This is a genomic window from Burkholderia diffusa (assembly GCF_001718315.1).
GTDB lineage: Bacteria > Pseudomonadota > Gammaproteobacteria > Burkholderiales > Burkholderiaceae > Burkholderia > Burkholderia diffusa_B.
Window position 1 is genome coordinate 1,512,765 of the sequence record NZ_CP013362.1, and the last position, 12,119, is coordinate 1,524,883.

Here is a 12,119-nt window from a genome sequence, read left to right on the forward strand (position 1 = left end):
GTGTTTGTACGGCCGCGCCTCCTGCTCCGGCTGCAAGGGCGCGACCGTCCTCCTTACTTGCCAACGCTGCCCAGCGTACCCAGCAACCCCGTTACCGGCGCGAGGAGCCCCGTCGAGCTGCCCGACGACGCCGTCCCCGTCACACCGCCGACGAGCGACGTGACCGGTGCGAGCGGATTCGACGAAGCCCCGGATCCTGCTGCACCGCCGACTGCCCCGGTGACAGTATTCAGCAAACCGGTGACGGGCGCGAGAGGGTTTGCACCGCCTGCGCCACCCGTTGCGCCGCCGAGCGCACCCGTCACCGTCGACACGAGACCGGTGACCGGCGCGAGCGGGTTGCTGCCCGAGCTGCCCGTTGCGCCACCGACTGCGCCGGTGAGCGAACCGAGCGGCGTCGAACCGAGACCGGACAACAGGCCGCCGAGCGGGTTGGTCGAGCTGGAGCCTGACGACGGGCCATTCTGGACGGTAGCCGTCGAGCCGCCGACGAGGCTCGTGATCAGGCCGGGGATCGGCGCCGCGCCGTTCGGGCCGTTCGGATTCACGAGGCCACCCGCGTTGGTCACGGTATTGCCGACCGCAGTGACGAGCTGGCCCACGTCGCCGACGAGCGGCTGATTCGACGTGCTGCCGACTTGCTTGCCCGCCGAGCTGATCGCGCCGCCGATCTGGCCCAGCAGGCCCGACACGGGTTGTCCCAGGCCGGTGGTCGTGCCGACTTGTTGCGTGACCTGACCGGCGGTGATCACCAGCGGCGTGATTGCCGAACTGAGCGGCTGCGTCACTTGCTGCACGGCGCCCGACGACAGCGTCGAGCCGATCGTCGTCCCGGCGGCCGACAGACCGTTGGCGACAGTGTCGAGCACGGTGCCGACCGGCGACGTGACAGGGGCGAGCGGCGCGAGCGGGCCCGTGCCGAGGGCCTTGACCGTCGAGCTCAGGCCCGACACGGTGTTGCTGGTCGCGCCAACGACATTGCCGAGGCCAGCGACGGTCGTGCCGACGGGATCCTTGATCGAGCCCGTCTGCCCGAGCCCGTTGCTCAATGCATCGGCAGCCGCGTTGATGATCGTGCCGGTGCTCGAGACGGTGCTGCCGACGCCCTTCGTCACGCCGTCGCCGAGACCCGGCACGCTGACGTTGCCGATCGTGCTGCCGAGATCGGTTGCAGTCTGGCCGAGCGTGCTGACAGCGCCCTTGGTGCCGGTGGACGAGCCGCTGGTGCCGCTGGTGCCACTCGTGCCGCTGGTACCGCTCGTGCCGCTGGAACTGCCGCCGTTGTTGCTGGACGGCGGCGCGCTGACGCTGTTGCCGCCGCAGGCAGCCAGCAGGCACGCTGCCGCGAAGGCGGTGAGGGGCACGCGCCACTGGCGCAGGACGCTCGCGGTGATGGAACGTTGCTGGGACATGATGGACTCCTCGCTGTCTTGTCGATGAATGGGTGTTCGATTACTTGCCGTGCGTGCCGCCGAGCAGGCCGCCGATCAGCGACGTGACAGGCGCGAGCAGATTCGAGCCCGAGCCCGAATTCGTGACACCGCCCGTGGTGCCGCTCAGTGCGGGTACGCCGACCGTGCTGGTGACGGTGGACACCGCGCCCGTCACGGGGGCGAGCGGGTTGCCGCCGCCTGCGCCGCCCGTTACGCTGCCGAGCGCGCCGGTGACCGCGGAGACCAGGCCCGTAACCGGGGAGAGCGGGCCGCTGCTGCCGCCGGCTACGCCGCCGAGCGCACCGGTGACGGTGGAGACGAGGCCGGTAACCGGGGCGAGTGGGCTGCCGCTGGTGCCGCCGGCTGCGCCGCCGAGTGCGCCGGTGACGGTCGAGAGGAGGCCGGTCACCGGGGCGAGCGGACCGCCGCTGGTGCCGCCTGCTGCGCCGCCGAGTGCGCCGGTGACGGTCGAGACGAGGCCGGTAACCGGAGCGAGTGGGCCGCCGCTGGTGCCGCCCGCTGCACCGCCGAGCGTGCCGGTGAGGCCGGAGACGAGGCCGGTGACCGGGGCGAGCGGGCCGCCGCTCGCGCCGCCCGTTGCGCCGCCGAGCGTGCCGGTGACCGTCGTGAGGAGACCCGTGAGCGGCGCGAGCGGGTTGGTCGTGCCGCCGGTGCCGCCCGTGAGCAGGCCGCCGACAGACTTCACGGTATTGCCGGCCGACGAGACGGTGTTGCCGAGGCCGGTCGTGACGGGGTTGCCGCCCGTCGATGCGATCAGCGCGCCGCCCTGGTTGAGGCCGTTGCCGATCGTGCCGAGCAGCATGTTGACCGGGGCGCCGAGGCCGGTGGCTGTCCCGATCGTCTGCGTGGTCTGACCGACCATCGTCGTGATCGGCGTGATCGCCGAGCTGACCGTCTGCGTGACCTGCTGGATCGGACCGGTCGACAACACGTTGGTCAGCGTGGTGCCGCCGTTCGATACGGCATTGCCGACTTGCGAGACGAGGCCGCCGACGGCACCGGTGACCGGAGCGAGCGGCGACAGCGGGCCGCTGCCGAGACTCGTGACCAGATTGCCGGTCTGCGTGACTGCGCCGCCGAGCTCGTTCACCACGCCGCCGGTGCTGGCGACCGTGACGCCGACCGGGTCCTTCGTCGCGCCGAGCTGGCCGAGGCCGCTGCCGAGGCCACTGCCGAGCGCCGTTACCGCACCGCCGACGTTCTGCACGATGCCGCCTGCTGCTTGCGTCGTCGCCGGGTTGACGCCGGGCAACGACTGGCCGGCGACCATGGAGCCGAGGCCGGATACGGTGCCGCCGAGATTCGTGATGACATTGCTGCTGCTTGCGAGGACGGTTCCCACCGCATTCGACGACACACCGGAGGTGCCGCTCGTGCCGCTGCTCGTTCCGCTCGTCGTTCCGCTGGTGCTGCCGCTCGTCGAACCACTCGTCGAGCCGCTCGTGCTGCCGCTGGTCGAGCCGCTGGTGCTACCGGACGTGCCGCCGCTCGTCGAACCGGACGTGCCGCCCGAGGTGCCGCCGCCCGACGTGGAGATCGAATCGCCACCCCCGGAGCTGGAGCCGCCGCTGAGCCCCTTGCTGATGGAACCGGAACCGCCGCACGCGGAGAGGGAAAGCATGGCTGCCACGGTGGCCGCGATCATAGTCGTCCGGAGCATGCCATGAGGGATAACCTGAATGTCCATTTCGTCCTCGCATTGAAGCTGATGTTGTGTTGAGTGATGCGGGGATTACTCTGCAACTGTCGTGCCATTTCGATGGCCGACGGTTCGACAATTGGTTTTAAACGAGGCAATTCCTTGTCGGAAAAGGGATTTAGGCAAATTGAAAGATTGTTGAATCTGTTTAAGAACAGTCGAATGAGAACGGTTCCTGCCGTTTCGTAACGTAACGTCACAACATTGGCGTTACGCGTGCGGCGTAACGTAAGGGGGGGCGAAGGGCTGGCGGGTGGTCTGATTGTTTTACTGGTGGATTAGGTGTGCACATCTAACCTATCGTAAATCCTATGTGTAAGTCGTACCGAAACGCCGTACAAATACTTGGCGCGCCCGGAAAGTTTTTCGACCCGATCTTAAAAGAAGTTGGAAGTTAAATAGGATCGGATATAGAATCGGGAGCAGGTGTAAGGAAATGTACGATTCGGTACACAACGTTCGAGGAGGGTGACTATCGCGAATGTTAACTTGCATCAAATTTTGTTCGATGCCCCTCGGGGTGACATATAAAGAAAGCGCACTCGGCTGTCGTACACATGTGTAACGAACGGCGCGAGGCAAGGGCCAGATATACGGGGACACACAACGTATAAAAGGCCAAAGAACGTACATACAGGCACGAGGAATTAAAAAATGAAAGCACTCATCAAGCGCTTCCTCAAGGAAGAAGACGGGGTTACCGCGATCGAGTATGGTCTGATTGCGGGGTTGATTGCAGCCTTGATCATTACCAGCGTGACGACCATCGGCACGAAGATCGCGGCTCTGTTCTCCACGATTGCCAGTTCGCTGCCCTGACCCTTGCAGTGCGTTGGGGGCGAGCGAGCCGCGGTTGCGGCTCGCTCGCCGTTACATGGGCATGCGCAGTCGATCGCGATATGGCACATCTCATCAGCACCAGCATTTTTCTTGCTTGGGCCGCCCTTGTTGCTGCCGGTGATATTCGATTTCGGCTTGTCCGGAATTCGCTTGTCATCTGCGGAGGTATTGCTGCACTCGTCAGTTCACTGATAAACGCAAATCCATTCGGTATCTCAATCGAGCAGGCATTGATCGGCGCGCTGGTTGGTTTGGTCAGCTTCTTTCCGCTTTTTGCGATGCGCGTCATGGGGGCGGCAGACGTCAAGGTATTCGCGGTTCTCGGCGCGTGGTGCGGTTTACCGATATTGCTGCGGTTGTGGGTCATTGCCAGCCTTGTCGCCGGATTACACGTCCTTGGACTGATGTTGTTCACGCACACGTCGCTCGGTGCGTTATGGGGGCGTGGAGTCCCGACAATGATGCTCGGCGGCCGGCGCTCGACACCGTACGCGGCGTGTCTCGTCGTTCCCGCGGCAATTTGGCTGTGCTATCTGGTCGTTACCTGGAGCGGGAGATGAAACGACAGTATCGACCGGGCGCGCGCGTCCAGGAGCGTGGGGCGACTGCCGTCGAGTTCGCGCTGGTATTCCCGCTATTTTTCCTGATTCTGTATGCGATCGTGACGTTCGGGCTGATCTTCGCGGTTCAGCAAAGCCTGACGCTGGCCGCGACCGAGGGGGCGCGTTCGGCGCTCAACTATGTTTACGAGGCCAACGGTTCGGGTACGCAGGCACTGTCGGACCGGGCGAGCGCGGCAAAGGCGACGGCTGTCGGCCTTACTTCATGGCTGACCAATGTCCAGATCCCGACACCGGCGTCAGGAACATGCAGTTACGACCCAACCATGTATTGTGTGACGGTCACGGTTACCTATCCGTATCAGGCGCATCCGCTGGTTCCGTCTCTCCCATTGCTGGGTCTTGTCACGCCGACGAAGCTTACCGGCACGGCCACCGTCCAGATCAATCCGGCGACTATCCTATGAGCCGGGCAGTACGCATAGCGGGGCACATGCACGCGGCGGTGTCTACGCTCGAACATAACTACATCAATCTACGGCACCGACATTCACCATGGCCAACAACTTGACGAAGATCATCGCCGGGCTGCTGATCGCAATCGCTGTTCTGCTTGGGGTTTATGCCTGGACGCTTGGTCGCGCGCCGGCCCATCCGCCGGTTGTGGCAATGCCGACTGCGGCAGCGCAATCGGTGTCGATCGTCGTTGCGGCGCGTCTGCTTCCGGCCGGCCAGCCAATTCCGCCCGATGCATTGAAGCTCGCACAGGTACCTACGATGCCGACGGGAGGGTTCAGTGATCCGACGGCCCTGGTCGGCCGCGTTCCGGCGAACGACATACTTGCTGCAGCGCCCGTGCTCGAAGGTGGATTGACCTCAGGACTGGCGGATCAGGTGGCGCTCGGTGAGCGTGCCGTCGCCGTGAAGGTCGACGAAACGAATGCAGTCGGCAATCGGTTGCGGCCGGGCAACTTCGTGGACGTGTTTCTGAATCTGCGGCGTGACGGCTCCGGCGGCGCGCAGGCGAGCTCGGAGATTCCCGGTACGCAAGCGCGCCTGCTGTTGTCGAAGGTCCGTGTGCTGTCGTTCGGCGACGCGACCTCGGATCGGGACGGCGGCGGCGGACCGAGCGGGGCGGTGCGGACCGCGGTGCTCGCCGTACCGACGGCACAGGTCGATGCGCTCACGCTTGCCGAAGCAAGCGGCCGTCTGACGCTCGCGCTGCGCAATCCGCGCGACACCGAAGTCGCGACGCAAACTGTCGCGATTCGTACGGCGCTCGGTGATGCGACGCCGTCGACGCAGGCCGCAAGCGGCGTATGGCTGGATGATCTGTCGGGCGGACGAACGCGCGGTACGTCCCGTGCACCGGTTGCCCCGCGCACTTCTGCTGTCATGGCCCGGGGAGGCGGTAGCAGTATTGAAGTCATTCGTGGCGGGCGTGCCGAAACGGTCGCCTATTGACATCAACGTACGATCATCGACAGCAGCTACGGAAGAGAGAAGGCCGCGCGACGGCCTCCGACACAATGACAAACAAACTGATTGCATACGCGATTGCTATTTGCGCCATGGCCTTTGCCGTCCTGGCGGAGGCTGCCGGCACAAACGGGTCGATTGATCTTGCGGTCGGCTCGCAACGTCAGGTTGCTGCAGGCCGCACGCTGCAACGGATTGCGGTTGGCGATCCAGCCGTCGTCGACGTACTGGTCATGAAGGGGAGCCGTGCGGGTTCGGTGCTGCTGGTTGCGAAGGCGCCTGGTTCGACGAACGTTTTGTTGTGGGAACGTGGCCGTGACGAGCCGACGGTGTGGAACGTCAATGTCGTCGATGCGGCTGCTCAGGCGGTGCTTGATGGGACCGGGCCAAAGGTCAAGGCATACGGCGGAGCCGCGGTCTTGTCGGGATCCGCGGCGTCGCTCGATGCGCATGACCGCGCCGTGACCGTGGGCAAGCGGATGGGGGGCAAGGACGGTGCAGTGATCGATGCATCGACGGTAGGTAACCGGAGCGTGGTGCAGGTCGATGTGCGTGTCGTCGAATTCAGTCGCTCGGTGTTGAAGGAAGCAGGACTGAACTTCTTCAAGCAGAGCAACGGGTTCGCGTTCGGTGCATTTTCGCCGGGTGGACTGCAGTCCGTGACGGGCGGCGCGACCTCGGGCTTCCAGGCGACGGCCGGCATCCCGATCGCGTCGGCGTTCAACCTGGTCGTGAATTCGGCCGGCCGCGGCATCTTCGGCAATATTTCGATTCTCGAAGCGAACAACCTGGCCCGCGTGCTCGCGCAGCCAACGCTAGTTGCGCTGTCGGGGCAAAGCGCGAGCTTTCTCGCCGGTGGCGAGATTCCGGTGCCGGTGCCGCAGGCGTTGGGCTCGACGGCGATCGACTGGAAGCAGTACGGCGTTGGTCTGACGCTGACACCGACCGTGCTGAACCAGCATCGGATTGCGCTGAAGGTCGCGCCCGAATCGAGCCAGCTCGACTTTCAGCACGGCGTTACGATCAACAGCGTGTCGGTGCCGGCCATCACGACGCGGCGCGCGGATACGACGGTCGAATTGGGCGATGGCGAGAGCTTCGTGATCGGCGGTCTGATCGACCGCGAAACGATGTCGAACATCAGCAAGGTACCGGTCCTGGGCGATCTACCGATCATCGGTGCGTTCTTCAAGTCTTTGAACTATCAGCAGAACGACAAGGAACTGGTGATCATCGTGACGCCGCATCTGGTTGCGCCGATCGCGAAGGGTGCACCGCTACCGGCGACGCCAGGCGAATTGTCCGAGCAGCGTGACGGGCCTGTGTGGCGCTCGTATCTTGGCGGTATCGCGTCTCCCGACGCCGCGCCGGGATTTTCGAAATGACCGCACGGCGCGGCGTCGCGCGATATCGATTCGGGGGTATTCAACATGAACGCGAGAACCCTTTCATTGGCTGAGCCCGCCGTGAGCGACTATTTTGTATGCGCCTCGCACCGGGACGAGCATCTCCGCTGGCTGGGGGACACGCTTGTCTCGACCGGTACGGTGGAAGCGGTGCCGCTGGAGCCCGGCCTGCTGGCTCAGCGTATCCTGGGGCTCAACCCGGCGATCGTGTTCATCGATTTTTCCCGCGCGCAGGCCGAAGCCAGTGCTGCCGCCGCGGCGGTGCGTCTCGCGCACCCGAGCCTGCCGGTCGTCGCGCTCGGCACATTGGCGGAGCCGGAAAGCGCACTCGCAGCGCTACGGGCCGGTGTGCGCGATTTCATCGACGTTTCCGGCAGTGCGGACGATGCTTTGCGTATCACGCGCGGGCTGCTCGAGCATGCCGGCACGGAACCGACCAATCGCCACGGCAAGCTCGTCGCGCTGCTCGGCGCGCGCGCCGGGATGGGCGTGAGTACACTCGCGTCGAACCTGGCCGTGTGGCTGCACAAGCGCGGGGCCACCAGCAACGTCGCTGGCGACGCGTCCGCGTTCGGGGTTGCAACGTCGCACGCGCGGCAAACTGCGCTCGTCGATCTCGGTCTGCCGGCGGGTGATAGTGCGCTATTCCTCAACACGCGTTGTGAATTCCACTTTGTCGAAGCCGTGCGCAATCTGCGCCGCATCGACCGGACGTTCGTCAACACGGCCCTCGCGCGACATGCGAGCGGCGTTGCGCTGACGACACTGCCGCCGAACCTTGCCGATTTGCGCGACGTGTCGTATGCGGCGTGCGTCGGTCTGCTGAACCGGCTGCGCGCATTCTTCGATCAGCAGATCGTCGATCTGGGGGGCTTTACCAACCTGGATTTCGTCGCGCAGATCTCGGCGGTTGCCGATGAGGCGTGGCTTGTCTGCGACCAGGGCGTCGCGTCGATCGTCTCTGCCGTCGATTTGCTCGAAGGGCTCCGCGATGCAGGTGTCGACCTCGGCAAGATGCGTCTGGTCGTCAACCAGTACGACGCGGCGCTGAGCCTAACGCCGGCGCAGATCGCAGACCGGCTCGGCATTGCGTTGCTGACGACGCTGCCCGCGCGGCGTGTGTCGATCGGGCAGGCGGCGAACCAAGGGCGACTCATCGTCGACATGGCCGAGCGCGATCCGTATGTGCGGGCGCTGGAGCCGCTAGTGGAGCGACTGACAGGCACGGTGGCCGCCGGAAAGAGCACCGCTTCGGGCCTGTCCGTACTCAAGCGATTCATTCAACCTTCGTCCAAGCGTTCGTAAGCGATGGCACACGACATTCAATTTGCCGACGGCGCCGCGCCGTTCTCCCAGTCGCAACAGTTCCATGACATCAAGAATGCCGCGCACGAACACTTGCTGACGCGCATCGAGGAACTGGGGGCCGAATTCGGTCGTTGGTCGCGCCAGGCGATCAACCAGTTTGTCGATCTTGAAATCGACAGCTTCGTGCGTTTGCGGCGCATTCCGCTCAACGAGAACGAGGTCAGGACGATTGCCGAGGCGTTGACCAAGGAGTTGGCCGGGTTCGGGCCGATCGAGGATCTGCTTGCCGACCCGAATGTGGAGGACATCCTGATCAACGGCTACAACGATATTTACGTGTCGCGCCACGGGATCCTGGTCAAGTTGCCGATTCGCTTTACGGACAACGCGCACCTGTTGCGCATCGTGCGACGCATCCTTGCGCCGATTGGCCGGCGCCTCGACGAATCGAATCCGATGGTCGACGCGCGGCTACCGGACGGCGGGCGCGTCAACGTGGTGATCGAGCCGCTGTCGATCGACGGGCCGGTCGTGTCGATCCGGAAATTTCGCAAGGATCCGCTGAAGCCGGCCGATCTGCTCGGCAACGGCACGTTCAATGCGGAGATCGGCGCGTTGCTCGAGGCGGCGGTCGAGGCACGCTGCAACATCCTGGTGTCGGGTGGCACGAGTTCCGGCAAGACGTCGCTGCTCAATGCGCTCGCGTTCCACATTCCCGAGCCGGAACGCGTCGTGACGATCGAGGATACGGCCGAACTGTCGCTGAATCACCCACATGTCGTGCGCCTCGAAAGCCGGCCCGGCGGTTTCGACGGGACCGGTGTCGTGTCGATTCGCGACTTGCTGCGCAATACGTTGCGGATGCGTCCGGACCGGATCATCGTCGGCGAAGTGCGCGGCGGCGAGGTGCTCGAGATGCTGCAGGCGATGAACACGGGTCACGACGGCTCGATGGGGACCGTGCATGCGAGTTCGCCGCGCGAGTGCCTCTATCGACTCGAGATGCTGGCCGGTTTCGCCGGCTTCCAAGGTACGGAATCGAGTCTGCGCCGGCAGATCGCGAATGCGATCGACTTCATCGTGCAGATCGGCCGCCTGTCGAACGGACGGCGCCGGATCATGTCGATCACGGAAGTCACCGGATTGTCGGACAACATTATTGCTACGCAGGAACTGTATCGCTACGAGGCGCGCGTCACGCCCGAGGGCGAAGAGGTCGACAACTGGGAGTCGCTCGGCATTCATCCGCATTCGCCTAAGCTTGCACGCTTCCGTCAGACGCTGCAGGGCGGCTTCGGAGGGAATGGCGGCGGGTTCGGAGGTGGATTCGGCCGCGGAGGCGGGGGTTTCAATGTATAGCGTGCTGGCAATGGCGCTTCTGCTCGCCGCCGCCGCGCTGCTGTTGTGGCGGCACGGCGAGATGAAGCGCGATCGCGCGGATGTGCAGCGATTCATCGACAGCCGTATCGAACCCGGTGCGCGTGCAGGGGGGGTGCCGCAGCGGGATGCCCGAGCGGCATCTGCTGCTGCCGCCGCGCCTGTAGCGGCACGCGTTGCGCCGGCGATACCAGCTTCGCAGTGGGGCCGGTGGCGCGTGATCGCAACCGAGTATTTCGTCAACGTGGCAAGCCGAGCAGGAATCGAGGACGCACGTGGCAAGGCGCTGTTTGCGCTGCTGGCGCTGGCAGGGGCCGGGGTCGCTGCGGGCAATCGGGGCGGCTGGCTCGGCGGGATTGCCGCACTCGTCTGCGGGGCTGCGCTGATCGTGTTCTGGCTGGTGTCGCGCATTCATCGGCGGCGCCTGATGATCGTTCGTCAACTGCCATCGTTTCTTGACGGGATCGTGCGGCTGGTGACGCTGGGCAATAGCGTGCCGGCTGCGTTCCAGGCCGCGCTGCAGACGACCGAGGCGCCGTTGCGTGGCTGCCTGGACCACGTATCGAGGATGCTGCGTTCGGGTATCGAGATCGACCGCGCGATGATGCATATCGCGAACGTGTACCACACGAAGGAGTTCGAACTGGTCGGGTCGGTGTTGCGATTGTCGGTGCGATACGGCGGACGAGCGGACATCATGCTCGACCGGATGTCGACGTTCATGCGCGACCTCGAACAGGCCGAGAGAGAACTGGAAGCGATGTCGTCGGAAACGCGCCTGTCGGCATGGGTGCTCGTCATGCTGCCGATCGCGATCGGCAGTTTCGTGATCGCGACCAATCCGCTCTATCTCCAGTCGATGTGGAACGACTACACCGGTCGCCAGTTGCTGATCCTCGCTTTCATGCTGCAGATCGCGGGCGGGATCTGGCTTTACCACATGGCCAAACTCAGGTGACGGCATGACAGCCAATCAACTTGGTTCGATCGCGCTGGTGCTTGGGGCGCTGGGCATTCTGTTGCTTGCGCTGCTCGCGATCCGCAGTGCGAATGCGCAATCGCGCAGCGACCGGACGCTGAGCGATGCACTCGAACGGCGACTCGCCACGCTGGCGGCCGCAAGCGGGCGGGCAGGCCAGGATCCGGACGATTCGTTGCGGAAAGAACCGGACGCGCGGCAGGCAACCGATCAACCGTCGCCCTTGGCGAAAGTGCAGGCGCGTCTGTCTGCGCTCGGGATGCGCTGGCTGGATAGCGGAATCGGCCGCCTTGCCGTTGCCGAAGAGGACCGGCTGCTGCTCGAGCAGTGCGGCTTTGTCGATACGCGCACGCGCGGCTTCTTCCTTAGTGCACGACTCGCGTGTTCGATCATCGTTCCGCTGGCCTACATCGCCATGGTCGGGCGGCATGTGAGCGGCACGCAGTGGTGGCTCGGCGTGGGTATTGCGTTCATCGTCGGATTCATGGTGCCGAAGCTCTACCTGAGGCGCCGTGCCGCGAAGCGCAAGCAATCCGTCGTCGACGAACTGCCGCTGCTGGTCGACATGCTGCGTCTGCTTCAAGGGGTCGGCCTGTCGCTCGATCAGAGTATCCAGGTCGTCACGAACGACTTCAAAGGCATGATGCCGGTGCTGTCGTCCGAGATGGAGATCGCCCAGCGGCAGTTTGCGGCGGGACGCACGCGGGAGCAATCGTTGCAGCGGTTGTCATCGGGCTTTGAAAATGAGGATCTGCGCGCCATCGTGCGATTGCTGATTCAGGTCGACAAGCACGGCGGCGCGGTCCAGGAGCCGCTCAAGCAGTTCGGCGAACGCCTGCGGGAGGCTCGTCGCGCGATGCTGCGCGAGCGCATCGGCCGACTGACGGTGAAGATGACGGGCGTGATGATCGTGACGCTTCTGCCCGCACTGCTGATCGTGACGGCCGGGCCGGGGATGATTTCGGTGTTGAGGGCGCTGAGCCAGGCGCAGCACTGATGCAGGGAAGAGAAAGGACG

At 64.6% G+C, this 12,119-nt stretch carries 11 protein-coding genes; 9 read left to right on the forward strand and 2 right to left on the reverse strand.

Annotation, left to right across the window (positions count from 1 at the left end; genetic code table 11):
- Window positions 1–53: 53 nt before the first annotated feature.
- Together WI26_RS06905 and WI26_RS06910 are read right to left on the reverse strand one after the other, a co-directional pair.
- Window positions 54–1,412, reverse strand: a complete 1,359-nt coding sequence (locus WI26_RS06905) for a collagen-like triple helix repeat-containing protein (RefSeq protein ID WP_059467631.1) — start codon at window positions 1,410–1,412, stop codon at window positions 54–56.
- Between the two features lie 40 nt (window positions 1,413–1,452).
- Window positions 1,453–3,141 carry a collagen-like triple helix repeat-containing protein gene (locus tag WI26_RS06910; RefSeq protein WP_069225545.1) on the reverse strand — a complete coding sequence of 563 codons (1,689 nt, stop codon included), beginning with the start codon at window positions 3,139–3,141 and terminating at the stop codon, window positions 1,453–1,455.
- A gap of 666 nt (window positions 3,142–3,807) precedes the next feature.
- On the opposite strand from WI26_RS06910, the gene WI26_RS06915 reads away from it, so the two are divergent.
- The 9 genes from WI26_RS06915 (at window position 3,808) to WI26_RS06955 (ending at window position 12,099) form a co-directional block, all read left to right on the forward strand.
- Entirely contained in the window at window positions 3,808–3,972 is a 165-nt protein-coding gene (locus tag WI26_RS06915; RefSeq protein ID WP_011656702.1) for a Flp family type IVb pilin, read from the forward strand.
- Between the two features lie 80 nt (window positions 3,973–4,052).
- Complete coding sequence (locus WI26_RS06920; protein WP_069225546.1) at window positions 4,053–4,553, forward strand: A24 family peptidase; 501 nt, start codon at window positions 4,053–4,055, stop codon at window positions 4,551–4,553.
- A complete protein-coding gene (locus WI26_RS06925; protein WP_059467628.1) occupies window positions 4,550–5,020 on the forward strand; it encodes a TadE/TadG family type IV pilus assembly protein in 471 nt (156 codons plus the stop codon). Before WI26_RS06920 ends, WI26_RS06925 begins: the two co-directional genes overlap by 4 nt.
- 88 nt (window positions 5,021–5,108) lie before the next feature.
- Window positions 5,109–6,017 carry a Flp pilus assembly protein CpaB gene (cpaB, locus tag WI26_RS06930; RefSeq protein WP_069225547.1) on the forward strand — a complete coding sequence of 303 codons (909 nt, stop codon included), beginning with the start codon at window positions 5,109–5,111 and terminating at the stop codon, window positions 6,015–6,017.
- A gap of 65 nt (window positions 6,018–6,082) precedes the next feature.
- On the forward strand, window positions 6,083–7,417 hold the full coding sequence (locus tag WI26_RS06935; RefSeq protein ID WP_069225548.1) for a type II and III secretion system protein family protein: 1,335 nt from the start codon (window positions 6,083–6,085) through the stop codon (window positions 7,415–7,417).
- Window positions 7,418–7,462: 45 nt separating this feature from the next.
- A complete protein-coding gene (locus WI26_RS06940; protein ID WP_069225549.1) occupies window positions 7,463–8,743 on the forward strand; it encodes a fimbrial protein in 1,281 nt (426 codons plus the stop codon).
- Window positions 8,744–8,746: 3 nt separating this feature from the next.
- The gene (locus WI26_RS06945; RefSeq protein WP_069225550.1) at window positions 8,747–10,105 is read left to right on the forward strand and encodes a CpaF family protein; all 1,359 of its coding nucleotides are present in this window, start codon (window positions 8,747–8,749) and stop codon (window positions 10,103–10,105) included.
- Window positions 10,098–11,081 carry a type II secretion system F family protein gene (locus WI26_RS06950; RefSeq protein ID WP_069225551.1) on the forward strand — a complete coding sequence of 328 codons (984 nt, stop codon included), beginning with the start codon at window positions 10,098–10,100 and terminating at the stop codon, window positions 11,079–11,081. The genes WI26_RS06945 and WI26_RS06950 overlap by 8 nt, the downstream gene beginning before the upstream one ends.
- Before the next feature lie 4 nt (window positions 11,082–11,085).
- The gene (locus tag WI26_RS06955) at window positions 11,086–12,099 is read left to right on the forward strand and encodes a type II secretion system F family protein (RefSeq protein WP_069225552.1); all 1,014 of its coding nucleotides are present in this window, start codon (window positions 11,086–11,088) and stop codon (window positions 12,097–12,099) included.
- Window positions 12,100–12,119: the final 20 nt, after the last annotated feature.

Bases quoted from the DNA above. Each gene is read 5' to 3' on its own strand.
- WI26_RS06905 (WP_059467631.1), bottom strand. From the start codon at position 1,412: ATGTCCCAGCAACGTTCCATCACCGCGAGCGTCCTGCGCCAGTGGCGC.
- WI26_RS06910 (WP_069225545.1), bottom strand. From the start codon at position 3,141: ATGGACATTCAGGTTATCCCTCATGGCATGCTCCGGACGACTATGATC.
- WI26_RS06915 (WP_011656702.1), top strand. From the start codon at position 3,808: ATGAAAGCACTCATCAAGCGCTTCCTCAAGGAAGAAGACGGGGTTACC.
- WI26_RS06920 (WP_069225546.1), top strand. From the start codon at position 4,053: ATGGCACATCTCATCAGCACCAGCATTTTTCTTGCTTGGGCCGCCCTT.
- WI26_RS06925 (WP_059467628.1), top strand. From the start codon at position 4,550: ATGAAACGACAGTATCGACCGGGCGCGCGCGTCCAGGAGCGTGGGGCG.
- cpaB (WP_069225547.1), top strand. From the start codon at position 5,109: ATGGCCAACAACTTGACGAAGATCATCGCCGGGCTGCTGATCGCAATC.
- WI26_RS06935 (WP_069225548.1), top strand. From the start codon at position 6,083: ATGACAAACAAACTGATTGCATACGCGATTGCTATTTGCGCCATGGCC.
- WI26_RS06940 (WP_069225549.1), top strand. From the start codon at position 7,463: ATGAACGCGAGAACCCTTTCATTGGCTGAGCCCGCCGTGAGCGACTAT.
- WI26_RS06945 (WP_069225550.1), top strand. From the start codon at position 8,747: ATGGCACACGACATTCAATTTGCCGACGGCGCCGCGCCGTTCTCCCAG.
- WI26_RS06950 (WP_069225551.1), top strand. From the start codon at position 10,098: ATGTATAGCGTGCTGGCAATGGCGCTTCTGCTCGCCGCCGCCGCGCTG.
- WI26_RS06955 (WP_069225552.1), top strand. From the start codon at position 11,086: ATGACAGCCAATCAACTTGGTTCGATCGCGCTGGTGCTTGGGGCGCTG.